At 70.9% G+C, this 23,697-nt stretch carries 18 protein-coding genes and 1 pseudogene; 11 read left to right on the top strand and 8 right to left on the bottom strand.

Annotated features, from left to right (window positions below; genetic code table 11):
* Nucleotides 1-4: 4 nt before the first annotated feature.
* Nucleotides 5-3,652 carry an intein-containing DNA gyrase subunit A gene (gene gyrA / locus V6U77_RS02205; RefSeq protein ID WP_442934364.1) on the bottom strand — a complete coding sequence of 1,216 codons (3,648 nt, stop codon included), beginning with the start codon at nucleotides 3,650-3,652 and terminating at the stop codon, nucleotides 5-7.
* 262 nt (nucleotides 3,653-3,914) lie between these two features.
* A complete protein-coding gene (gyrB, locus tag V6U77_RS02200; protein WP_334604403.1) occupies nucleotides 3,915-5,861 on the bottom strand; it encodes a DNA topoisomerase (ATP-hydrolyzing) subunit B in 1,947 nt (648 codons plus the stop codon).
* Between the two features lie 505 nt (nucleotides 5,862-6,366).
* Here gyrB and V6U77_RS02195 point away from each other — a divergent pair.
* Nucleotides 6,367-6,921 carry a hypothetical protein gene (locus tag V6U77_RS02195; RefSeq protein WP_334604402.1) on the top strand — a complete coding sequence of 185 codons (555 nt, stop codon included), beginning with the start codon at nucleotides 6,367-6,369 and terminating at the stop codon, nucleotides 6,919-6,921.
* Here V6U77_RS02195 and V6U77_RS02190 read toward each other — a convergent pair.
* A complete protein-coding gene (locus V6U77_RS02190) occupies nucleotides 6,906-7,388 on the bottom strand; it encodes a MarR family winged helix-turn-helix transcriptional regulator (RefSeq protein WP_334604401.1) in 483 nt (160 codons plus the stop codon). The two genes, V6U77_RS02195 and V6U77_RS02190, sit on opposite strands and share 16 nt — an antisense overlap.
* Before the next feature lie 90 nt (nucleotides 7,389-7,478).
* On the opposite strand from V6U77_RS02190, the gene V6U77_RS02185 reads away from it, so the two are divergent.
* On the top strand, nucleotides 7,479-7,706 hold the full coding sequence (locus tag V6U77_RS02185; protein ID WP_334604399.1) for a hypothetical protein: 228 nt from the start codon (nucleotides 7,479-7,481) through the stop codon (nucleotides 7,704-7,706).
* A gap of 3 nt (nucleotides 7,707-7,709) precedes the next feature.
* On the opposite strand, the gene V6U77_RS02180 is transcribed toward V6U77_RS02185, so the two are convergent.
* The 5 genes from V6U77_RS02180 to dnaA form a co-directional block, all read right to left on the bottom strand.
* A complete protein-coding gene (locus tag V6U77_RS02180) occupies nucleotides 7,710-8,354 on the bottom strand; it encodes a DUF721 domain-containing protein (protein ID WP_442934354.1) in 645 nt (214 codons plus the stop codon).
* Entirely contained in the window at nucleotides 8,317-9,450 is a 1,134-nt protein-coding gene (gene recF / locus V6U77_RS02175) for a DNA replication/repair protein RecF (protein WP_334604395.1), read from the bottom strand. The genes V6U77_RS02180 and recF overlap by 38 nt, the downstream gene beginning before the upstream one ends.
* A 16-nt stretch (nucleotides 9,451-9,466) precedes the next feature.
* On the bottom strand, nucleotides 9,467-10,339 hold the full coding sequence (gene gnd, locus V6U77_RS02170; RefSeq protein ID WP_334604394.1) for a phosphogluconate dehydrogenase (NAD(+)-dependent, decarboxylating): 873 nt from the start codon (nucleotides 10,337-10,339) through the stop codon (nucleotides 9,467-9,469).
* Between the two features lie 41 nt (nucleotides 10,340-10,380).
* Nucleotides 10,381-11,514, bottom strand: coding sequence for a DNA polymerase III subunit beta (gene dnaN, locus V6U77_RS02165; protein ID WP_334604393.1), 1,134 nt, complete (start codon nucleotides 11,512-11,514; stop codon nucleotides 10,381-10,383).
* 756 nt (nucleotides 11,515-12,270) lie between these two features.
* Entirely contained in the window at nucleotides 12,271-14,082 is a 1,812-nt protein-coding gene (dnaA, locus tag V6U77_RS02160; RefSeq protein ID WP_442934363.1) for a chromosomal replication initiator protein DnaA, read from the bottom strand.
* Nucleotides 14,083-14,739: 657 nt separating this feature from the next.
* Between dnaA and rpmH the strand changes: the two genes are divergently transcribed.
* From rpmH to V6U77_RS02115, 9 genes and pseudogenes are all read left to right on the top strand, one after another.
* Nucleotides 14,740-14,877 carry a 50S ribosomal protein L34 gene (gene rpmH, locus V6U77_RS02155; RefSeq protein ID WP_089002791.1) on the top strand — a complete coding sequence of 46 codons (138 nt, stop codon included), beginning with the start codon at nucleotides 14,740-14,742 and terminating at the stop codon, nucleotides 14,875-14,877.
* A gap of 36 nt (nucleotides 14,878-14,913) precedes the next feature.
* Nucleotides 14,914-15,330: a ribonuclease P protein component gene (rnpA, locus tag V6U77_RS02150; protein ID WP_334604389.1), complete on the top strand. Its 417-nt coding sequence runs from the start codon at nucleotides 14,914-14,916 to the stop codon at nucleotides 15,328-15,330.
* A gap of 44 nt (nucleotides 15,331-15,374) precedes the next feature.
* On the top strand, nucleotides 15,375-15,614 hold the full coding sequence (gene yidD, locus V6U77_RS02145) for a membrane protein insertion efficiency factor YidD (protein WP_334604728.1): 240 nt from the start codon (nucleotides 15,375-15,377) through the stop codon (nucleotides 15,612-15,614).
* A 3-nt stretch (nucleotides 15,615-15,617) separates the two neighbouring features.
* Nucleotides 15,618-16,604 (top strand): membrane protein insertase YidC, encoded by a 987-nt coding sequence (gene yidC, locus V6U77_RS02140; protein ID WP_334604387.1) that lies wholly within the window; start codon nucleotides 15,618-15,620, stop codon nucleotides 16,602-16,604.
* 214 nt (nucleotides 16,605-16,818) lie between these two features.
* The gene (locus V6U77_RS02135; protein WP_334604386.1) at nucleotides 16,819-17,409 is read left to right on the top strand and encodes a Jag family protein; all 591 of its coding nucleotides are present in this window, start codon (nucleotides 16,819-16,821) and stop codon (nucleotides 17,407-17,409) included.
* Nucleotides 17,410-17,554: 145 nt separating this feature from the next.
* Nucleotides 17,555-18,253: a 16S rRNA (guanine(527)-N(7))-methyltransferase RsmG gene (gene rsmG / locus V6U77_RS02130; protein ID WP_334604727.1), complete on the top strand. Its 699-nt coding sequence runs from the start codon at nucleotides 17,555-17,557 to the stop codon at nucleotides 18,251-18,253.
* A 516-nt stretch (nucleotides 18,254-18,769) separates the two neighbouring features.
* Complete coding sequence (locus V6U77_RS02125; protein WP_442934362.1) at nucleotides 18,770-19,846, top strand: ParA family protein; 1,077 nt, start codon at nucleotides 18,770-18,772, stop codon at nucleotides 19,844-19,846.
* Between the two features lie 27 nt (nucleotides 19,847-19,873).
* Nucleotides 19,874-20,920 (top strand): ParB/RepB/Spo0J family partition protein, encoded by a 1,047-nt coding sequence (locus tag V6U77_RS02120; protein ID WP_334604383.1) that lies wholly within the window; start codon nucleotides 19,874-19,876, stop codon nucleotides 20,918-20,920.
* Between the two features lie 2,049 nt (nucleotides 20,921-22,969).
* Nucleotides 22,970-23,632, top strand: a pseudogene (locus tag V6U77_RS02115) (hypothetical protein); the annotation flags it as partial.
* Nucleotides 23,633-23,697: the final 65 nt, after the last annotated feature.

Below are 23,697 nucleotides of genomic sequence, written 5' to 3'. Positions count from 1 at the left end.
TCAACTAGTCCTGTTCGTCAGGCTCGTCGGCATTGCGAGCAATCGCCACGATAGTCACGCCATCCGGGAGGTCCATCAGCTTGACCCCCATTGTGTTCCGGTCACGCGTACGGCGTACAGGCTTCACCGGAGTCCGGATGACACCACCGTTGCTGGTGATCGCGAACAGCTCGTCGTCCGGATCGATCACCACCGCGCCGACCAGACCACCGCGCCGCTCGGTGATCTTCGCGGTCAGCACGCCCTTACCTCCCCGGCCCTGCACGGGGTATTCCTCGATCGGGGTGCGTTTCGCATATCCCCCGTTCGTGGCCACCAGGACGTCCAGCCCTTCGCGGACAACCTCCATGGCCAGCAGGACGTCGTCCTCGCTGAAGCGCATGCCGATCACGCCCGAGGTGGCCCGCCCCATCGGGCGCAGCGCCTCGTCGCTCGCGCTGAACCGGATCGCCTGCGCGTTCTTCGAGACCAGCAGCAGATCCTCCTCGGGGGCGACGAGCGCCGCCCCGACCAGCTCGTCCTCGTCGCGCAGGTTGATCGCGATGATGCCGCCGGACCGGGGGGAGTCGAACTCCTCGAGCCGAGTCTTCTTCACCAGGCCGTTCTTCGTGGCAAGTACCAGATAGGGGGCCACCTGGTAGTTCGGAATCTCGATGATCTGCGCGATCTGCTCGTCGGGCTGGAACGCGAGCAGGTTGGCCACGTGCTGGCCCTTGGCCACCCTACTGGCCTCCGGCAGCTCGTAAGCCTTCGCCCGGTAGACGCGCCCCTTGTTGGTGAAGAAGAGCATCCAGTCGTGCGTCGAGCATACGAAGAAGTGGCTGACGATGTCGTCCTGCCGGAGCGTCGCCCCGCTGACACCCTTGCCGCCGCGCCGCTGCGAACGGTAGAGGTCGACCTTGGTCCGCTTCGCGTAGCCCGTACGGGTGATCGTGACCACCACGTCCTCGCGGGCGATGAGGTCCTCCATGGAGACCTCGCCCTCGAACGGCACGATCTTGGTCCGTCGCTCGTCGCCCCACTTGGCGACGATCTCGCCCAGCTCCTCCGCCACGATCCTGCGCTGCCGCTCGGGCTTGGCGAGGATGTCCTTGAGGTCGGCGATCTCCAGCTCAAGCTTGGCCAGATCGTCCAGGATGCGCTGCCGCTCCAGCGCGGCGAGCCGGCGCAACTGCATGTCGAGGATCGCGGTCGCCTGGATCTCGTCGATCTCCAGCAGCCGGATCAGGCCCTGCCGCGCGTCCTCGACCGTGGGCGAGCGCCGGATCAGGGCGATCACCTCGTCGAGGGCGTCCAGCGCCTTGGACAGGCCGCGCAGGATGTGCGCCCGCTCCTCCGCCTTGCGCAGCCGGAAGGCCGTCCGGCGGCGGATCACGTCGATCTGGTGCTCGACGTAGTAGCGGATGAACTGGGCCAGGTTGAGCGTGCGCGGCACGCCGTCGACCAGCGCCAGCATGTTGGCGCCGAAGGTCTCCTGGAGCTGGGTGTGCTTGTAGAGGTTGTTCAGCACGACCTTGGCGACCGCGTCGCGCTTGAGCACGAGCACGATCCGCATACCGGTACGCCCGGAGGACTCGTCGCGGATGTCGGCGATGCCGGCGAGCTTGCCCTCCTTGATCAGCTCGGCGATCCGCTCGGCCAGGTTGTCCGGGTTCACCTGGTAGGGCAGCTCGCTGACGACCAGGCAGGGACGGCCCCGCTTGTCCTCCTCGACCTCCACGACGGCCCGCATCCGGATCGAGCCCCGTCCGGTGCGGTACGCGTCCTGGATCGCCTGCGTGCCCACGATCAGGCCGTGGGTGGGGAAGTCCGGTCCCTTGACGATCTGCAGCAGCGCGTCGAGGGTGGTGGCCTCGTCCTCCTCCGGGTGCTCCAGGCACCACTGCACGGCCGCGCCGATCTCGCGCAGGTTGTGCGGCGGGATCTTGGTGGCCATGCCGACCGCGATGCCCTCGGAGCCGTTGACCAGCAGGTTCGGGATCCGCGACGGCAGGATGGTGGGCTCCTTGGCCCGGCCGTCGTAGTTGTCCTGGAGGTCGACGGTGTCCTCGTCGATGTCCCGCAGCATCTCCATGGCCAGCGGGTCGAGCTTGCACTCGGTGTTGTGGCTGACGAAGCCGTCCGAGACGAACGAGTGGTCGTCGGTGTCCACCCGGATGCTGTAGACCGGCTGAACCCCGGCGTCAACGACGCTGGCGACCTCGGCGTAGTAGAAGCGGCCGTCGACCAGCGGCTCGACCACGTCGAGCACCTCGGCGTCGGTGATCCGGGCCGCGATCTCGTCGCGGTCCCGCTCCCAGCGCTCGATCCGGTCGACGTTGTGCCGGCGCAGCCAGTCCCGCTCGGTCCAGCGCGTCGCGCCGTGTTCCCGGATGAAGTCGCCCACCAGCGGCACGTGGTCGCCGGAGAGCGCGGTGCTGGTCGCCGGGACAGACGCCAGCTCGGACTCCAGCTTGGCCTGCTTGCGGCCGAGGAAACCGACCTGGGCGGCGAAGATCCGCGCGTCGCGACGGTTGGTCACCACGACCTTGATCTCGCCGCTGTCGTACCGGCACTGCCGGCTGACCACGCCGAACTCCAGCAGCAACTGCTGGACCTCGCGGGCGAGCCGCTCGCTGCGGGTCGAGTACGAGACCTGGATGGTGTTGCGGGGCAGCAGCGACGAGGAGCCGTCGCCCTCGAAGAGCGCCTGGAGGAAGGCCCGCTTGACCGCCGCCGGCCCCTGCCAGACGAACTCGGGCACGAACTTGGCGGCGCTGCGCGCCCCGACCAAGTCGCCGAGAGGGCTCTTCCGAAGGGCCGAGAGGTCCTGGACGTCGAGTTCGTGCAGCTGACTGCCGGAGGCGATGGTGCGCTGGCTGACGTACCGCGGGCCGCCCACCGCCAGGTCGTAGGCCGCGAGGACCCGGACGAAGAACTCGCGGTCGACGTTGTTGAAGCCCGCCCGCCTCTCCGAGACCCAGCCCTCACTGACGAAGGCGCCGGCCAGGACGGCCGCCTCGACGTGCTCCAGCATCGGGTAGCCGATCTCGTCCGGCACCGTGCGCTGGATGACCACCCGGTCGCCCGGGGAGATCTCGGCGAGCAGCTTCCACAGCAGGGTCGGCACGCCGGCCACGTCCACCAGGCAGAGCACTGGGTGGTTGTGGGTGCCGGTCAGCTCGTACCCCTCGCGGGTGCGCAGCTTCAGCGTCGGGTGCTCGCCGGAGTGGAAGAACTTCGAGGCGCGGACCAGGTCGCCGTTGCGGTCGCGGACCTTGAGCTCGATGTCCGTCTCGCTGCTCGGCGCCGCGCCCGGCACGATCTCACCGATCCGGACCGACCCTTCGGCGGTACGGATCCGCGCGTCCCCGGTGACGCAGTAGCGCATGGCGGCAGCAGGATCGTTACCCGGCGAGCCGAAGTTGCCGTTGCCGTCGACCAGCGGGTAGCGCAGCGACCAGGGCTGCGCCATGCGGACCAGCGCGTCGTAGATCGCCGAGTCGCCGTGCGGGTGGAACTGGCCCATCACGTCGCCGACGACGCGGGAGCACTTCACGTAGCCCCGGTCCGGCCGGTAGCCGGAGTCGAACATGGCGTAGAGGATCTTGCGGTGGACCGGCTTGAGCCCGTCCCGGACGTCCGGCAGCGCCCGCCCGACGATGACGCTCATCGCGTAGTCGAGGTAGGAGCGCTGCATCTCCACCTCGAGCCCGACCGGTTCGATGCGGTCGTGCGCGACGACGGCGGCGACGGTCTCGGGGAGCTCGGGCTCGTTGGGTGTGGACTCGGGGATATCGGTCACTGTTAACCCTTATCAGACTCAGAGTCGTTTTCGTGCTGTGGATAACGGCTGTGGATACCGGCCGCGCTGTGGATAACCCTGTGGATCGGCGGGCCGGCCGGTGGATGACCGGCCGGCCCGCCGGGACCCGTCAGATGTCCAGGAACCGGACGTCCTTGGCGTTGCGCTGGATGAACGAGCGGCGCGCCTCGACGTCCTCACCCATCAGCACGCTGAACAACTCGTCGGCGGTGGCCGCGTCGTCGAGCGTGACCTGACGCAGCGTACGCGTCGCCGGGTTCATCGTGGTCTCCCACAGTTCGGGGTAGTTCATCTCCCCGAGTCCCTTGAACCGCTGGATGTCGTCCGGCTTCGCGTTCGGCTTCTTCTGCTGGCGCAGCGCGATCAGGCCGTCGCGCTCGCGGTCCGAGTACGCGTACTGCGCGTCGTCGCCCTTCTTGTTCCACTTGATCTTGTAGAGCGGCGGGGCGGCCAGGTAGACGTGCCCCATCTCGACCAGCGGGCGCATGAAGCGGAAGAGCAGCGTGAGCAGCAGCGTCTGGATGTGCTGGCCGTCGACGTCGGCGTCGGCCATCAGCACCACCTTGTGGTAGCGCAGCTTCTCCATGTCGAAGTCGTCGTGGATGCCGGTGCCCAGCGCGGTGATCAGCGCCTGGACCTCGTTGTTCTTCAGCACCCGGTCGATCCGGGCCTTCTCCACGTTGAGGATCTTGCCCCGGATCGGCAGGATCGCCTGGGTCCGCGGGTCGCGGCCCTGCTTGGCCGAGCCGCCTGCGGAGTCGCCCTCGACGATGAAGACCTCGGACTCGCGCGGGTCGGTGGACTGGCAGTCGGCCAGCTTGCCCGGCATCGAGCCGGATTCCAGCAGCGACTTGCGTCGGGCCAGCTTGCGCGCCTGCTGCGCGGCGATCCGGGCCCGGGCGGCCTGGGACGCCTTCTGGATGATGATCTTCGCCTCGGCCGGGTTGCGGTCGAACCAGTCGACCAACCTGTCGTTGCAGACCCGCTGCACGAAGCTCTTCACCGGGGTGTTGCCCAGCTTGGTCTTGGTCTGGCCCTCGAACTGGGGGTTGGCCAGCTTGACCGAGATGATCGCGGCCAGGCCCTCGCGGATGTCCTCGCCGGAGAGTTTCTCGTCGCCCTTGAGCAGCTTCTTGTCGGCGCCGTAGCGGTTGACGACGCTGGTCAGCGCGGCCCGGAAGCCCTCCTCGTGGGTGCCGCCCTCGTGGGTGTTGATCGTGTTGGCGAAGGTGTAGACCGACTCGCCGTAGGACTCGTTCCACTGCATGGCGATCTCGACCGACATGCCCTCCTCCTCGGAGCCGAACTCGACCACGGTCTTGTGGATCGGGTTCTTCGAGGCGTTGAGGTGCCGGACGAAGTCGGCGATGCCGCCCTTGTAGCAGAAGGTGACCTCGCGCTGCCGGCCGTCCTCCTCCTCCGGGACCCGCTCGTCGAGCAGGTGGATGGTGAGGCCCCGGTTGAGGAAGGCCATCTCCTGCAGCCGGCGGTAGATGGTCTGGAAGTCGAAGTCGACCGTCTCGAACACGCCCGCGTCGGGCCAGAAGGCGACGGCGGAGCCGGTCCGGTCGGTCGACTCGCCCTTCTCCAGCGGGGTCGGCTTGGAGTTGTGGTACTGCTGCCGCCAGACGAAGCCGGACTTGTGGATCTCCACTGCCATCTTCGTGGAGAGGGCGTTCACCACGGAGACGCCGACGCCGTGCAGACCGCCGGAGACCGCGTACGCCTTGCCGTCGAACTTGCCGCCCGCGTGCAGCACGGTCAGCGCCACCTCGACACCCGGCTTCTTCAACTTCGGGTGCAGGTCGACCGGGAAACCCCGGCCGTTGTCGGTGACCCGGACCCCGCCGTCGGCGAGCAGCACCACGTCGATGGTGTCGCAGTGGCCGGCCAGCGCCTCGTCCACCGCGTTGTCGACGACCTCCCACACGAGGTGGTGCAGACCGCGCTCACCGGTCGACCCGATGTACATACCGGGGCGCTTGCGGACCGCCTCCAGCCCCTCGAGAACGGTGATCGACCCGGCGCCGTACTCCTGCTTGTCCTGCGCTGCCACCCTCGGCCACTTTCTCGCGCCGTCCGCACCTGGTGGCGCGTCGGGCGCGGGTTCGGCGGACAGGACGCGACGTCGACGCGCGGACCGGCACCGGGGACAATTCCGGGGTGCGGGTCGAACGCGCCGGTCGCCGCGGTTGCCCGCGGATCGCGATCGGCTCGACCCGACGTGGACGATGATCGCGGGCCCCGCTCCGGGCCCGTGTCTCGTCGCTCCGCACCGGGTCTTCGTCTCAGGGTCAATCTTACTGTGCGCGGGCGACAGAACCACCACTCGGCACCCCTGCGAGGCGGCTGAGACCCACGTAGCCGGCCGAACCGCGCCACCCGCGACTCCCCCTACACGCCAGGGGGCGATCAGGGGCGCCGCCGCCTGACGGTCGGCGCCCGCCGGACGGTCGACGACCCGCCGCCGCCACGCCGTCGCCCCGGCCTTGATCTTTTCCGGCCGGAACCGGACGATCGAGCCGATACGAATACCCGTGCTCTCGAAGAGGTGACGCCAGATGGGGCTGGACAACGTCGCGGTGCAGTGGCCGCGGACCGGCCGCTTCTACGACCCGGTCGCGCCAGCCGAGTTCGTCGACTTCGGCGACATCGTCGACATGCCCCGGATCTCCGCGCCCACCGCGGCCCTCGCCGAGCTGATCGCCAAGACCGGCACCGTGCGGGCGACCGCGTACACCGAGCTGGTCGACCTGCTGCTCGGCCTGGAGGGTGTGCTCTACGCCACGGACGCGGCGGCCGAGGACGAGGATCCGGTGATCGATCCGGATGGCTGCGCCTGGGTCGCCGGCGGCATCGAGCGGTTCGTGGCGGGCCATCGCCCGCACGGCGAGGCCGTCACCTTCGACTCGGTGAGCCAGGTGCTGCGGTCGCTGCTCGCCGACGGACGGTTGGCCGAGCAGCAGCTGCGCTGGCTCGACAGCCGCCTCGACGCACTGCGCGACGAAAGCGGCGAGCCGCCGCAGTGGAACTTCACCTGCGCCGAGCTCGCCGTGCTGGCCGCCTTCTACCGACGCTGCGCCGACCGCGGCTTCGCCGTCTACGCCGACGCCTGAGTCCCGGCGACGGCGGACCCGCCGGCGCGGTTGGCCGCGGCGATGACGCGGGTCAGCACGCTGTGCAGGTGGCGCAGGTCCTCGACCGGCATGCCGAGGCGTTCGACGATCGCCGGCGGGATCCGCTCGGCCCGCTCCCGCAGTGCCCCGCCGGCCGCCGTCAGGGTCACCGCGAGGCTCCGCTCGTCGGCGGGGTCACGCTCGCGCCGTACGTAGCCGGTCGCCTCCAGGCGCTTGAGCAGGGGTGACAGGGTGCCGGGGTCGAGCTGGAGCAGGCGGCTGAGGTCGCGTACGGACAGCGGCGCGTGCTGCCAGAGCGCGAGCATCACCAGGTACTGCGGATGGGTCAGCCCCATCGGCTCCAGCAGGGGCCGATAGACGGCGACGACCCCACGCGCGGCGACGGAGAGCGCGAAGCACACCTGCTGCTCCAGTGCCAGTGGGTCCCCGTCGAGCTGGTCGGTCACGGTCGGCCTCCCTCGTCGTTGCGAGCGTACCAATGATTGGTGTACCAATGTTTTGCACGCCAACCATCACCGTCCCGCGGAGGCCAGGCGATGACCGAGGAGAAGCCCACCCCGAAGGCTCCCGGCGAGGGCGGACGCCTGATGGCCTGGGCGTTCCGACGTCTCGCGGGCCCACCGGAGGTGCAGGGCGCGGTGCAGGGCGGCTCGAACCACGCCCGGGAGGCGTGGAAGCAGGACCTGGAGCGGCGCAAGCAGTGGAGCCGGGAGCAGCGGGAACGCAAGCGCGCCGAGCGGGAGGCGCGGCGCGACGGCCGCTGACCGTCAGCCGTAGGTGTCCCGCGGGCCACGACCACGGACCCGACGCGGGCCCTTCGACCAGGACGGCGCGGCGGGACCGTGGATGTGCAGCTTGCGCACCACGTTGTGGCCGACCTCGCTGGCGATCTGCTTGAGCAGCGAGCCGGCCAGCAGCCGCAGCTGGGTGGCCCACGCGGTCGAGCGCGCCTCCACGGTCAGCTCACCGTCCTCCAGCTTCACCGGCCGGCTGTGCTGGGCCACCTCCGCGCCGACCACCCGCTCCCAGGCGCCGAACACCGTCGCCTCGGCCGCCGGCTGCTGCCAGCCGCGCGCCTTGACGAGCCGGTTGAGCACCGCGCCGAGCGGCTGCGGATCGCGCGGGTCCGGCCCGGGGCCGGAGTATCCGCGCAGCCGTCGCTGGCCGCCCTCGCCGTCTCCGCCGCCCCCGCCCGGGCTGCGCCGACGCGTGCGGGCCGCCGCCTCCCGGCGCGCCCTCGCCGCGTCCAGCACGGCCCGCGCCAGCTCCGGGCCGTTCGCCCCGGTCCCCGCGTCGCCGCCCTTCGCGCCGCCGGGGTCCCCGCCGGTCGGTCCGCCGCCACGCCCCGGGCCGAGTCGGGCCGGCGGAAGCTGCTCATCCGACACGTCGCACCGTCCCCTCAGCCACCGCATACCGGGCGCCGCGCAGGGACACCGGCACGTCCTCGTCGACCGCGCAGGTAACCAGGAGCTGACTCGCCCCGCCCACCAGCTCCGCCAGCCGTTCCCGCCGCCCGGCGTCCAGCTCGGCGAAGACGTCGTCGAGCACCAGCACCGGCTCGATGCCGTCGGACCGCAACAGGTCGTAGCCCGCCAGCCGCAGGGCCAGGGCGTACGACCAGGACTCGCCGTGGCTCGCGTACCCCTTGGCGGGCAGCGGGCCCAGCGTCAGCGCCAGCTCGTCGCGGTGCGGGCCGACCAGGGTGGTGCCCCGCTCCACCTCGGCGCCCCGGGACTCGGCGAGCGCGGCGGTCAGGGCCGCCGTCAGCGCCTCCCGGTCGGTGGTGGACTCCGCCAGCTCCACCGACGGTCGGTAGGCGATCCCGGCGGCACCCCGTCCCGCCGCCACCGCGTCGTACGCCTTCGTCACGTGCGGGCCCAGTGCGGCGACCAGTTCCAGCCGGCCGGCGAGCAACTCGGCGCCGTGCCGGGCCAGATGGGTGTCCCAGACCGCCAGGGTCGACAGGTCCCCACCCCGCGTCCCGCCCGTCTTGCGGGCCAGGTACGCGGTGCGCAGCAGGGCGTTGCGCTGTTTGACCACCCGCTCGTAGTCGGCCCGCACGCCGGCGTAACGGGGCTGGCGGCTGACCAGCAGGTCGTCGAGGTAGCGGCGGCGCTCGGCCGGGTCGCCCCGGACGAGTTCCAGGTCCTCCGGGGCGAACAGCACGAGCCGCAGCGCGCCGAGCACGTCGCGCGCCCGACGCGCCGGCGACCGTCCCAGCCGGGCCCGGTTGGCCTTGCCCGGCACGATCTCCAGCTCGATCAGCAGCTCGCGCCCCTCGTGCACGACCGCACAGCGGATCACCGCCGAGGCGGCGCCCATCCGGACGAGGGGGGCGTCCGTGGCGACCCGGTGCGAGTCCAGGGTCGCCACGTAGCCCAGTGCCTCGACCAGGTTCGTCTTGCCGACACCGTTGGCGCCGGTCAGGACGTTCGCCCCCGGCTCCAGGTCCACGCCGACCCGCTCGTACGAGCGGAAGTCGACCAGTTCGAGCCGGCGGACGTACACAGGCTGCGGAGGCCGGTCAGCGCTTGCGGACGGCGTGCCCGCCGAACTGCTGGCGCAGCGCGGCGACGGCCTTCATCGCCGGCGAGTCGTCCTGCCGCGAGGCGAAGCGGGCGAAGAGCGAGGCGGTGATCACGTTCAGCGGCACGGCCAGCCGGACCGCCTCGTCGACCGTCCACCGGCCCTCGCCCGTGTCCTCCGTGTAGCCGCTCAGCTCGGCCAGCTCCGGGTCCTCGTCGAGGGCCCGGTCCAGCAGGTCCAGCAGCCAGGAGCGGACCACGGTGCCCTCGCGCCAGGACTTGAACACGCCCGGCACGTTGGTGACCAGCTCGGACTTGGCGAGCAGCTCGTAGCCCTCGGCGTACGCGTGCATCAGGCCGTACTCGATGCCGTTGTGCACCATCTTGGCGTAGTGCCCGGCACCGACCGGTCCGGCGTGCACGAACCCGAACTCGCCCTCCGGCTTCAGCGACTCGAAGATCGGCATGAGCCGGTCGACGTGCTCCTGGGCGCCGCCGACCATCAGCGCGTAGCCGTTCTGCCGGCCCCAGACGCCGCCGGAGACACCGGCGTCGAGGTAGCCGATGCCGCGCTCGTTCAGCCGCTCCGCCCGGGGCGCGTCGTCGCTGAAGCGGGAGTTGCCACCGTCGATGATGATGTCGCCCTCACCGAGGACGTCGGCAAGCTCGTCGATGGTCGCGTCGGTGACGCCGGCGGGGACCATGACCCAGACCGCGCGGGGCGACTCCAGCTTCTCCGCCAGCTCCGCCAGGGTCGCGACGTCGCTCAGCTCCGCGTTGTGGTCGAAGCCGACCACCTCGTGCCCGGCGGCGCGCAACCGCTCGCGCATGTTGCCGCCCATCCGGCCGAGCCCTACCAGGCCGAGCTGCATGTGTTCCTACCTCCGTGCGTCGGGGTCTTCTCGGGGCGCGATCAGCGGGAGACGCGGATCGGCATGATGAGGTATCGGTACCCGGGGATGACCTCGCCATCCTCGCCTGCGGGCGAAATCACCGCGGGCTTGAAGGCGTCGACGAACGAGAGCACGGCGAACTGGGCCCCCAGGTTGGTCAGGCCGTCGATCAGGTACTGGGGGTTGAAGCCGATGGTCAGCGCGTCACCGGTGAAGGTGGCCTCCATGGCCTCGCTGGCCCGCGCCTCCTCGGTGCCGCCGGCCTCGACCACCAGGCCGTCGGCGCTGAAGCTGAGCAGCACCGGGGTCGTCCGCTCGGCCACCAGGGCGACCCGCTTGACGACCTCGATCAGGGTGCTGACCGCCACCCGTGCCTCGGCGTTGTGGGTGGCCGGGAAGAGGGACCGCACCGGCGGGTAGTTGGCTCCGTCGAGCAGCCGGCTGGTGGTGCGCCGGGTGCCGCCGGCGAAGCCGATCATCCCCTCGCCGGCCGCGCCCTGGGAGAGCGCCATGGTGACCTGGCCGCCGATCGGGCCGAGGGCCTTGGCGGTGTCGTGCAGGGTCCGGGCCGGTACGAGGGCGTTGATGCTCACCTCGGAGTCGTCCGGGTTCCACTCCATCTCGCGCAGGGCCAGCCGGTAGCGGTCGGTGGCGAGCATCGCGAGCGTGTTGCCGGAGAGCTCGATGCGTACGCCGGTCATCATCGGCAGGGTCTCGTCGCGGCCCGCAGCGACGGCGACCTGGGCGACTGCCGAGGCGAAGGCCGCGGCGTCGATCGTGCCGGCGCTCTCCGGCATCTCCGGCAGGGACGGGTAGTCCTCGACGGGCATGGTGGGCAGGGTGAACCGGGCACTGCCGCAGACCAGCTCGAGGTGGGCGCCGACGGCGGCGATGTCGACCGGCTTGGCGGGCAGCGCCTTGGTGATCTCGGCCAGCAGCCGGCCGGAGACCAGGGCGGCGCCGTCGGCGTCTCCCTGCACCTCGACGGTGACCTGGCTGGAGACCTCGTAGTCGAAGCCCGAGACCTGCAGGTTGCCGTCGGTGACGCGCAGCATCACGCCGGCGAGCACCGGTACGGACGGCCGGCTGGGCAGGCTCTTCGCGGTCCAGGCCACGGCCTCGGCGAGCGCGTCGCGCTCCACTCGGAACTTCATCAATGCCTCCGCGTCGACGTCAGCGACAACTCTCTCATGCCGACCGCTGCCTACCGACCCGCCTGTCCGTGCGGGTACCCATCGCACCTTAGGGCGCGTGGGCATCGGCTGTGCGCCCGACCCCGTGTGCTTGCGGGTGCCGGAGAGCCGTCGACGACGGCGTTCCGGCCAATCCACAGGAAGTCCAACGGTGATGATTGGTTTTTGTTGTCTTAGAAGAGATAACTCGTCATCTTCATCGCACCTGTGCAAACTGTGGAGAACTAGCGTTTGCGCAGCTCAGACACGTTATCCACCGGTGGTTTACCTGTGGAGAACCCGGGGTACAACTCGGGTCTGTGTCCACAGGCCGTGGCCGCCCCCAGGTTGTCCACCGTCGTCCACCGGTTATCCACCGGTTATCCACCGACTTTCTCCCCAGTCCTGTGGACAGGCGGAAGCCGTGCGGACCGCGTCGTCCCCAGAACCTTCAACAGCTTTCCCACAGGCCGACCGTCGTCGGTGGACAACGGTCGGGTTGTCCCCAGGCGTCCACAGGCTGTCCCCAGGGTTTGTCCACAACCTGTGGGTAACCGGAGCCTGGACGGACGGTAGTTTTCCACAGGCGGTGGACAACGAGCTGTGGACAACGATCCGGGCGGCGGACGGACACGGGTCGATCCTGTGGCCTACACCATGTCGAAGGTCGAGCCGAACGGGCTGTGGAGAACGAAAAAACGCCCGGCCGATGGTCCGGCCGGGCGCGTTCGCCGTCGCTCAGGTGTTCTGCTTGATCCGGTTGGTCAGCTCCGCGATCTGGTTGTAGAGCGACCGGCGTTCGGCCATCTGCTGGCGGATCTTGCGATCGGCGTGCATGACGGTGGTGTGGTCCCGGCCCCCGAAGGCCTGCCCGATCCGGGGCAGCGACAGGTCGGTCAGCTCTCGGCACAGGTACATGGCCACCTGGCGGGCGTTCACCAGCACCCGGGAGCGGGAGTGCCCACGCAGGTCCTCCAGGCTGACCCCGAAGTAGTCGGCGGTGGAGACCATGATCTGGTCGGCGGTGATCTCCGGACCGGCGCCGTCCGGGATGAAGTCCCGCAGCACCTCCTCCGCCAGCGACAGCTCGACGGTGGAGCGGGTCAGGCTGGCGAACGCCGTCACCCGGATCAGGGCCCCCTCCAGCTCCCGGATCGAGTTCGACACCCGCGAGGCGATGAACTCCAGCACGTCCGGCGGGGCGTAGAGGCGCTCCTGCGCGGCCTTCTTCTGCAGGATCGCGATCCGGGTCTCCAGGTCGGGCGGCTGGATGTCGGCGAGCAGCCCCCACTCGAAGCGGGTACGCAGCCGGTCCTCCAGCGTCGCGAGCTGCTTCGGCGACCGGTCCGAGGTGATCACGATCTGCTTGTTGGCGTTGTGCAGGGTGTTGAACGTGTGGAAGAACTCCTCCTGCGTGCGCTCGCGGTTCTCCAGGAACTGGATGTCGTCGATCAGCAGGATGTCGACGTCGCGGTAACGCCGCTGGAACGCACTGGTCTTGTCGTCCCGCAACGAGTTGATGAAGTCGTTGGTGAACTCCTCGGTCGAGACGTACCGGACCGAGCGCGCGTTGCCCAGCGTCGTGGCGTAGTGCCCGATGGCGTGCAGCAGGTGCGTCTTGCCCAGCCCCGAGCTGCCGTAGATGAACAGCGGGTTGTACGCCTTCGCCGGCGACTCGGCGACCGCGACGCTCGCGGCGTGGGCGAAGCGGTTGGACGAGCCGATGACGAACGTCTCGAACATGTACTTGGGGTTGAGCCGGTTGCCGCCGGTGTCGGCACCGGGGAGCCGCCGGTCGTCGCGGCCACCGCCCCGGTGATCCGCGCCACTGCGGCCCGGCCCGTTGTCGGTGCCGGTGTCGCGGGGCAGGGCTCGGATCACGTGCTGGTCCCGGGGGGAGACGGCGTCCTCGCGGTAGCGCGGCTCGTACCCCCGGGCGTCGGCTACCGGCGGATCCAGCCGCGAGGCCTGCTCGTCGTAGCCCCGGCGCTCGGCCGGATGCCGCAGCGGCGCCGACCGGTCGGACCGCGGCGGCTCGGCGAAGGCGGTGCTGAACAGGGCCTCCTGCCCGCCCCGATCGCCCGGCCGGTGCCCGTCGTCGTCGGGCCCCGACGCCTCGGACCGCCGCTGGGGGTGTGCCTGCTCGGGGATGTGCGGCGGCTGACCGGCGTCGAGGGCCCCGCCGTCCCGCTGCCCGGCCATCGCGTCGAAGGCCCCCGGCGGGTCGGGGTAGTCGAGCGGCCTGCCGTCGTGGTCGGCCGGCCCGGCCTCGGGGACGCTGCGGTAGACGGTTCCCGCCGGGCGGCCGGAGCCGTCCTCGGGCACGCGTACGGTCACCGCGACCTGGATCGGCCGGCCCAGCCGGCGGGTGAGGGCATCCGTGATCGCCGGACGCAGTCGGGACTCGATCACGTCCCGGGTGAAGGCGTCCGGCACGGAGAGCAGCGCGGTGTCCTCGACGATGGCGCGCAACCGGGTCAGCCGCAGGTACGCCCGCTGCTGCGCGGAGATGATCTCGTCGGCGAGTTCGTCGGTCGTCGCTGCCCACACCGCGGCAAGGTCGGTCGTACCGGTCACCGTCGTGCCACCCCCTCGCCTCTGCTGCGCCGACGCCGCCGTCTTCTCCGGTCGGCCGTCCCGAGCCCGTCGCGTACGCGCGGGTGGAACGACACCCACCGGGCGGCCCACCGGCTCTCGTCCACAAGTTATCCACAGCCTGTGTACGCACCGATTGTGGCCGCCCGCCGGACGCGGGTCGGACCTGCCCCCTGCCTGAACGGGCGCTGAAGCGGGTTCACCGTGCCGAACGATTCACTACCTTGTCCGGTCTTGCCCGCCGGCGACGACCGGACCTTTCGACGCTGACCGCAATCGGGCACGGTAACAGCGTTGTCGGCGCGTCATCAACCGCCGACGCGCGGCGACCCTTGTCGACATCAGCGAAAACCGCCGCATCGGTCGCCGGGCCCACCGGAGTCCGCCCTGCTGGGGGTGTTTGACGGTGATTGTTGCCCTGCGTAGGCTGGAACGGCTGCTCTCTCGCCCTCTGCTAGGGTGATAGGTGCTTGCTGTCCGCGGTCGCTTCCCTGCATCGCCGAGGTCCCGCGCCGACGGGCAGCACCGATCGGGGGCCACCGCCGAGGTGGCCTGGACCACCACGATCCCGGCGACCCCTCGCCCGGGGCGTACGAAAACGGAGAGCCTGACGTGAGCAAGCGCACCTACCAGCCGAACAACCGCCGGCGCGCGAAGACCCACGGCTTCCGGCTGCGCATGCGCACCCGTGCCGGCCGCGCCATCCTTTCGACCCGTCGCTCCAAGGGCCGCGCCCGCCTGTCGGCCTGAGGCCGACCGGGTCAGGTCCGGGGGACGTGGGCAGTCGTGCTGGCGGCCGCACAGCGACTGCGGCGCAGCACTGACTTCGCCGCAGCGGTCCGGGGTGGCCGACGCGCCGGCCGTGGCGCGGTCGTCGTCCACCTGAGCCTGCCGACAACCCCCGAACCCGGGACAGCAACCTCGCCGGAGCCGGCGCGGAGCAGCGGTGCGGAGCAGCCCTCCGTGCCGGCCCGCGCCGGCTTCGTCGTGTCCAAGGCCGTCGGGAACGCCGTGGTCCGCAACCGGGTCCGGCGTCGCCTGCGACACCTGGTCCGCGAGCGGCTGGCCGACCTGCCCGCGGGAAGCACCCTGGTCGTACGGGCGCTGCCGGCCGCGGCCGACGCGTCGTACCCGCGACTCGGCGCCGATTTGGACGCGGCGGTCGCCGCCGCCAGGACGCCCCGCGGGCGGCGGTCCCGGTGACCACCGGACCGGCCGGGTCCCGCCCCACGACGATCGGTGCCCGGGTGCTGAGCGGGCCCGTCATCGCGTACCGTCGGTGGATAAGTCCGGCTCTGCCGGCCCGCTGTCGGTTCTATCCGTCGTGCAGCGCCTACGCCCTGGAGGCGATGGCGGTGCACGGCGCGATCCGGGGAGCTGGCCTGACGGCCCGGCGGCTGTTGCGCTGCCACCCCTTTCACCCAGGTGGACACGACCCGGTGCCGAAGCCGGGCGGCCGCCGCCGCGCCGATGTGACTGGAGCCTGAGAATTGAGTCTCGACTGGATCTACTACGCGATTTCGTGGATCCTGCTGGTCTGGCACGGGGCCTGGGACTTCGTCGGGGTGCCGGATCCGGCGGTGATCGGCACCAACTGGGCCTGGATCCTCGCCATCATCTTCCTGGTGGTCACCGTCCGGGTGATCCTCTTCCCCGTCTTCGTCAAGCAGATCAAGTCGCAGCGGGCGATGCAGGCGCTCCAGCCGCAGGTGAAGGCCCTGCAGGAGAAGCACAAGGGTGACCGGGAGACGCTCCAGAAAGAGATGATGGAGCTCTACCGGAAGGAAAAGGCCAACCCGCTCATGGGCTGCCTTCCGATGTTCCTCCAGATCCCCGTCTTCCTGGGCCTCTTCCACGTGCTCCGTCGGCTCAACCCGGACAAGAGCGAGGCCGGCAAGACCCTCTACGGCTGGACGATCAGCCAGTTCGAGAGCGCGTCGTCCGCGAAGCTCTTCACCGCCCCGATCGCGGGCAAGTTCGGCTCCACCGCCGAGGAACTGTCGCGGCTCGGCGCCAACGGCACCACCGTGAAGATCATCGCCGGCATCCTCGTCCTGGTGATGATGGGCACCACCTACCTCACCAGCCGCCAGATGATCCTGAAGACCGGCTGGGCCGAGGACCCGCAGCAGCGGATGATCCAGAAGCTGATGCTCTACGGCATCCCGCTGTCGCTGCTCATCTCCGGTGCCATCTTCCCCATCGGCGTGATCATCTACTGGGTCACCAACAACCTCTTCACCCTCGCCCAGCAGCAGTGGGTGTTGCGCAAGTTCCCGCCGCCGCCCACCGCGATGGGCAAGCCGGGCACCTCGCCCCGCAACCCGGTGCAGCCGGCGAAGACGGGCGGCCTGCTGGGCCGCGCCAAGGCGGCCCCCCAGGCCCCGGCCAAGCCGGTCGCGCCGAAGGTCGCCGGCCCCAAGCCGGGCGCCAAGCCGCTCAACCCGAAGAAGGGCCCCGCCAAGCGGCAGGGCTGAGGACGTCCGGGCCGCCGTCGGGAGACCGCGGCGGCCCGTTCCGCACCGTGCAGCCGCCGTACGGCCGGCGCCGGGCGGAACCGCCGCGCGCAGCGCGGCCCACGGGCGAGACTGCCCGTACGACAGACGTGCCCGTGGGCACCGGCGACCTCCCGCCGGCCCCGGGAAACCAGCGGACCCGACGGTCCGGCCGAGCGAGTACGGAGATGAGACCGTGACCGACACCAGCACCCCCCGCGCCGATGAGTCCCTGGACGAGGAGGGGACCGAGCCGACCGCGGTGAACGGCGAGACCGACGAGACCGACGAGGAGTCGGGCACCCGGGAGAAGAAGGCCGTCGGCGAGAGCGAGCTGTTCCGGCAGAGCGAGATCGCGGCCGACTACGTCGAGGGTCTGCTCGACATCCTCGACTACGACGGCGACATCGACGAGCTGGTCTCCGGCGGACGCCCCGTCGTCGAGGTGGTCGGCGGCCGGCTGCAGAACCTGGTCGGTCAGCGCGGCGCCACCCTGGAGGCGCTCCAGGAGCTCGCCCGGCTGGCCGTCTTCCGGCAGACCGGCACCCCGAGCCGGCTGCTGCTGGACGTCGGCGGCTACCGGGCGACCCGTCGCAAGGAGCTCGCCGCCGTCGCCAAGAACGCCGTGGAGAAGGTCAAGGAATACGGCGAGCCCGTGCGCCTGGAGCCGATGTCCGCGTTCGAGCGCAAGTGCGTGCACGACGTGGTCAACGCGATGACCGGCGTGGAGAGCGAGTCCGAGGGCGTCGAGCCGAACCGGCGCATCATCGTCCGGCCGGCGGACTGACCGGGTGACCCACGACGACATCACGGCCGGTGCCGTGGACGGCCCGGGTGGCACGCCGCCCGGGCCGTCGCCTGTCCGGCCCGAACCGCCTGTAGACCCCGACGCCGCCGCGCCGTCTCCGACCGAGGCGGCGCTGCCGCCGGAGTTGGCCGGCGCCGCGCGCACCCTCTTCGGCGACCGGCTCGACCTGGCCGCCGCGTACGCCGAACTGCTCGCCACCGACGGCGTGGTCCGCGGCCTGATCGGCCCGCGCGAGGCACCCCGCATCTGGGACCGCCACCTGCTCAACTGCGCGGCGGTGGCCGAGCGGATCCCGCAGGGCGCGACCGTGCTCGACGTCGGCTCCGGAGCCGGACTACCCGGCCTGGTGTTGGCCATCGCGCGGCCCGACCTCACGGTGACCCTGATCGAGCCGCTCTCCCGGCGCACCTCCTTCCTCATCGAGGCGGTGCAGCACCTCGGGTTGGCCAAGATGGTCCGGGTGTTCCGGGGGCGGGCCGACGAGGCTGCGAGCGGATCGACGGGCGTGGGCCCGTTGAGCGGGGACGTGGTCACCGCCCGCGCCGTAGCGCCGCTGGACCGGCTCTCGACGTGGTGCCTGCCGCTGGTCGTACGCGGTGGTCGGGTGATCGCCCTCAAGGGCGCGTCCGCCGCCCAGGAGGTCGCCGAGCACGCGCAGACCGTGGCGCGGCTCGGTGGGGGCGAGCCCGAGGTGCACCGATGTGGCGAGGGCCTGATCGACCCGCCGACGACGGTGGTGGAGATAGTGCGCGAACGCGTGGTCGGGTCGGCCCGCCCGAAGGCCCCGAAGAGGTCGCGTGGCGCTGGCTCCCGACGGCGTTGAGTCCCTCCCGGACACCGCACCGGTGTCCGGGAGCCGGCTTCCCGGGCGGCGGTTGGGTCGTTGAACCGGTACGGGTGGACGGGAAGGATGAGAACCCGACGTGGACCGGCTGCGCCCGTGAGCCGTAGGCTGGCTGCGCGTCGATAGTGTGGAGCGGGCGGCAACGGACGTTCACCGGTCCCGCCGCTCCCGCCGGGCCGTACGCTCCGCGGTGCGATCGCGTGCGGCCAGTTGACGGGGTGCGGACCGACCATCCGAAGCGGGCAGGGATGACAGGTGCATGACGACGGAAGGCACGACGATCCACGCGTGACCGGGTCAGCGGGCGACCCCGTTTCACGTGAAACCGACTATCCGAGGCGGTCGCCCGACGGGCCGTCCCGTTCCCCGTCGATCCGGCGGTCGGAGCGGCACGCTGCCGCCCGGCCCGGCGGCAGCGTGCCGGAGCCTCCGGCGACGCGCGCCGCGCCCGACGTGCCCGAGGTGCCGCGCGCCGGCAACTCGACTGGCGGTCGGGTGGTGCCCATCCGGCGCAACGCCTCGGCTTCGGCCCGGTTCGAGCCCGCCGTGCCACAGCAGCCCACCCCGGAATTCGTGCCGGACGCGACCCCCGAAACCGTTCCCGTGACCGACACGTCCGCCCACCAGGCAGGCTCCCACGGGGCCACCGCCACCGAGGCGGCGTACGTTTCACGTGAAACCCCGACGCGCGAAGAGGATGACCCACCGTTGGCTATGGAGGCGATGCGCGCCGTGCAGATCCTTAATCCGAGTGGCGAGGTGACGATGCCTCGGCCGGAACGGACCCGGGTGATGTGCGTCGCGAACCAGAAGGGCGGCGTGGGAAAGACCACGACCACGGTGAACCTTGCGGTGGCGCTCGCCCTGCACGGCAACCGGGTGCTGGTGGTCGACCTGGACCCGCAGGGCAACGCCTCCACGGGCCTGAACGTCCCGCACCACACCGGGGTGCCGGACGTCTACGACTGCCTCATCAACAGCGTGCCGCTGGAGGAGGTCGCCCAGGGCGTCGAGGGCATCCCCAACCTCTGGTGCGTACCCGCGACGATCGACCTCGCCGGCGCGGAGATCGAGCTGGTGTCGGTCGTCGCCCGTGAGTCCCGGCTGTCCCGGGCGATCGACGCGTACCCCGGCCACTTCGACTACGTCTTCATCGACTGCCCGCCCTCGCTCGGCCTGCTGACGGTCAACGCGCTCGTCGCCGCGCAGGAGGTGCTCATCCCGATCCAGTGCGAGTACTACGCGCTGGAAGGGCTGAACCAGCTGATCAACAACATCAACCTGGTCCGGCAGCACCTCAATCCCAAGCTCGACGTGTCCACCATCCTGCTGACCATGTACGACCGGCGTACCCGACTGGCTGACGCCGTCGAGCAGGACGTGCGGAACCACTTCGGCGACAAGGTGCTCCAGGCGGTCATCCCCCGCAACGTCCGAGTCTCGGAGGCGCCCAGCTACGGCCAGTCCGTGATGACCTACGATCCGGGATCGCGGGGGGCGACGAGCTATTTCGAAGCCGCCCAGGAGATCGCCGAGCGTGGCGTCAAGGAGCCGGTGGGCCGGAATGCGTAGTGCGGAGCAGTCGCTGGGAGGCGTGGCATGAAGAACCGTCCTCGGGGCGGTCTGGGACGGGGCCTGGGAGCCCTCATCCCGACCGGGCCGGCGCCGACCGCCGTGGTCGAGCCGACCACGATCACCGAGCCGCCGCTGGCGGCTGAGGAGCCGACCGGTGTGACCGTCGAGGCGCCGACGGAGGCAGTGGCCGCCGCCGCGCATCCGCCCGTTGCGGCACAGTCTGACCCGGAGCCCGTACTCAGCCCCGTGCCGGGTGCCCGCTTCGCCGAGATCCCGGTCGACGCGATCGTGCCCAACCCGAAGCAGCCCCGCCAGGTCTTCGACGAGGACGCGCTGGAAGAGCTGAAGACCTCGATCCAGGAGGTCGGCTTCCTCCAGCCGATCGTCGTGCGGCAGCTCGACGAGGAGAAGTACGAGCTGGTCATGGGCGAGCGGCGCTGGCGGGCCGCGCAGGCCGTCGGGCGGGAGAGCATTCCGGCGATCGTCCGGGACACCCGCGACGACGCGATGCTCCGCGACGCGCTGTTGGAGAACATCCATCGGGCGAACCTGAACCCGCTGGAGGAGGCGGCCGCCTACCAGCAACTGCTCGACGAGTTCGGCGCCACCCACGAGGAGCTCGCCCGGCGGATCGGGCGGAGCCGGCCGCAGATCTCGAACACCATCCGGCTCCTCAACCTGCCCGCGCCGGTGCAGAAGCGGGTCGCCGCCGGCGTTCTCTCCGCCGGGCACGCCCGGGCGCTGCTGAGTCTCGACGAGCCCCAGGCGCAGGAGCAACTCGCACTCCGGATCGTCGCCGAGGGTCTGTCGGTTCGCGCGACCGAGGAAATCGTCGCGCTGGCCCTGAGCGACGGTACGAGCAAGAAGGAAGCGGCCAAGCGCCGCCCGAAGCCGCACGCCCCCGCCCTCACGGATCTGGCCGACCGGCTCTCCGACCGGTTCGACACCCGCGTGAAGGTGGACATCGGCCGGAGCAAGGGCAAGATCACGATTGAGTTCGCGACGGTGGACGACCTGGAGCGGATCGTCGGCCTCATCGGCGTCGGCCAGGAAGAGGATCCGGACGCCTGAGCCCGAGAGCGCCTCGCCCACGCCCGGGTGACGCGCCAGGTGAACGACAGCATCGGCGGCCGCGCGACCCCCGGGTCACGCGGCCGCTTCGTGTCCGGTGAGGCTTCCGGTTCCCTCGACGATCCGGAAGGTCAGGAGCGGAGGCGGTGCCGGCGGGCCTCGTCGTCGGTCAGGTAGTCCTGGCGGGACGTCCTCGGCGACGGCTTCGGGGGCCGGCGTTTCACGTGAAACCTTCAGCGGGCATTCTTCTCCCGTCTGGTCGGGCCTCCCGTGCCCGGTCTGAATAAGGCCTTCGGCGCAGGCGTGCGTGCGGCGGCGGCATGGCCGGAGCAATCTCTCGCATCCGGTGGCGGCGCGAGTGCCGCTCGCTGCCGCCGCCGCGGGTGGCCGGGCATGCTGATCCGACGCCTCGACGCCTCGACGCCTCGACGCCCCGACGCCCCGACGGCGACGGGACGGGTCAGGAGGCCTTCCTGCGCCGCTCGACCCGTTTCACGTGAAACCTGCCTCGGCGTAAACGTGATCTAGCTCCGATGTGTCAGGCGTCTAGTCCGGCGGGAGCAACTTCAGGTCGAGGAGCCGGCCAGGACCGCTCGCCACGCAGTCAGTCCGGAAAACGCGATGCTCCATGGTCGCGGCCGTCGCGCGGGACGTACCGGCCCTCGGCAACGGCCTCAGCGCGCCCTGGCGCCCTTCGCGGCGCACGCTGGTACCGGCGGAGGCGCCGCGCGGTCCCAGAGGACGCACAGCGCCTCAGAGGGGGCGCTCGTCCGCTGCGGCCTACTCGCCGCCCCCTCCGGCCCGCGACCTCCGTTGACACGGATGCCGGGGAACCCGGTCGCCGGTTCCTGCGGCCCCGACCTGCCGGGCAGCGGTCATCACCCTGGTCCCACCACTCGCTGCCCCAGCATCCGCTGCCCGGCCCGGAAGGGGCGGGCAGCCGGACTGTGCTGACCCGGCGCCCCGGCGACGGGACGGGTCAGGGCTCCGACGTGTCGGGACGCGGTTCCTGGGACGCCGAGGTGCCGGGGCAGAGATGCCGGAAGCAGAGGGTGCCGCCTTCCCGCCCAGGAATTCCGCGTCCTGACCCACCGCGTCCAGGGCTCCGCGTCCAGGGCTCCGTGTCCTGATCCCTCCGCGTCCTGATCCCTCCGTGTCCCGACCCACCGCGTCCTGACGTTTCCGACAGGCCGGGGTCGTGCACGGCGGTCTCCTGGGTGATCAGGTATCCGGCGTCCTGTAGCTCTGGCGGTCCTGAGTTTCCCGGTGACCGTCGTGGCGACGATCGGGGGGCGACGGAGTCGAGGCACTGGAGCCGACGGCAGTCCCGGGTGTGGCGGTTTCCCGCCTCGGTTCGGGCTTGCGGACCGGCGCGAGTTCCAATCGGCCGGCACACTAAGCGCCCTGCCCGACGGCTTTCGGGGCCGAGGTTTCGGCTCATGCTGCCGGGACGCCGTGCTCGCCTTCGTGGCGGAGAAGCACGCAGGCGCGCCTGTCTTCCTCCTCTGCCGACCGGTCGACCGCCCCCGCGATCCCCGGTGCCGGCTGCCCAGGGTCGGGTCGCCGGCTGGTACGTCGGCAGCCGGACGCCGCCGCCGATGACCCGCAGGCACCGCGATGAGTGACCTGGTCTGGTCGACGGCGTCGGCGGGGTCGACCTGACGGTCCGCCCCCGCGGATCAGACCATCGGCCGCTGGCGAGCGACGGAAGGAACACGGACGCGCGCGGAGCTGTCGGGCGTCGTACGAGGTGCTGCGGTTTCACGTGAAACACGTGCGGGCGACCCGGCTGCGGGTGTCGGGATCGCGCCGGAAGTTATCCACAGGGGTTATCCACAGGCACACCCTGTTTCACGTGAAACCCCGCGTGGAACGGGGTGCCAGCCTGTGGATGACGGCACGTATTTGACGTCTCAGCAGCCTGTGGATGCCTGTGGACAGCTGTGGACAGGGTGGCCTCCCGTCCCTGCGGCCTGGCGGGTGTGGCCGTCACTCCGTCGATCGTTCGGGGTAGGGACAGCGCTGCCGGAACCGGTTAGTGTCAGCGTCGTGCACGACACCCCTCCCTCCGTTCCGGACTTCACCCAGTGGCCGTCCTTTCCCTTCGAGGGCGACCTCCGTGTCAAGAAACTCGACGATCCGGTCCCGGACGAGCCGCCGCGTAAGGGCGAGGGACACCGGGAATGCACCGCTTGCAACGCGCCCGACGACGCGTACATCTGGGTGGGCGAGCGCTGGCGGGTGCGCGCCATGGATCGGCCGACCGGGCTACCGATGGTCCTGATCCTGGAATCCCGCTCACATCTGGACCTCGGCGACCTGCCCAACCTGCTCGCCGCCGAGCTGGGAGTGATGACCGTACGGCTGGAACGCGCCATCCGCTCCCTCGACGGGGTCGCCCGGGTGCACGTCAACCGTTGGGGCGACGGCTCGGCGCACCTGCACATGTGGTTCCTCGCGCGGCCCTACGGGCAACTCCAGTTGCGCGGGACCTTCCTCTCCCTGTGGGACTCCATCCTGCCGCCGATCTCGGAGGCTCAGTGGCGAGAGAACCTCGCCATGGTCGCGGCCTGGCTGGCGGAGTTCGGAGGCCGCCCGCTGGCCGAGCCGCCGCGCATCCAGTGGCAGGCGCCGTCCAGCTTCACCGGGCAGTCCCCGCCCGAGGCCGAGCCGACGGAGGCCGAGGCGGTATCCGTGATCGAGTCCGCCGAGGAAACCCCGCCGGCCGGGGAGCCGGAGGGCGAGGCGCCCGCCAGGGAGACCGGACGGCCGGGGCC

Source organism: Micromonospora sp. CPCC 205546, from assembly GCF_036902715.1.
In the GTDB taxonomy this organism is placed as follows: Bacteria; Actinomycetota; Actinomycetes; order Mycobacteriales; family Micromonosporaceae; genus Micromonospora.
Note: the sequence above shows the minus strand (reverse complement) of the source record. Positions and strands in the feature narration are given on the sequence as shown.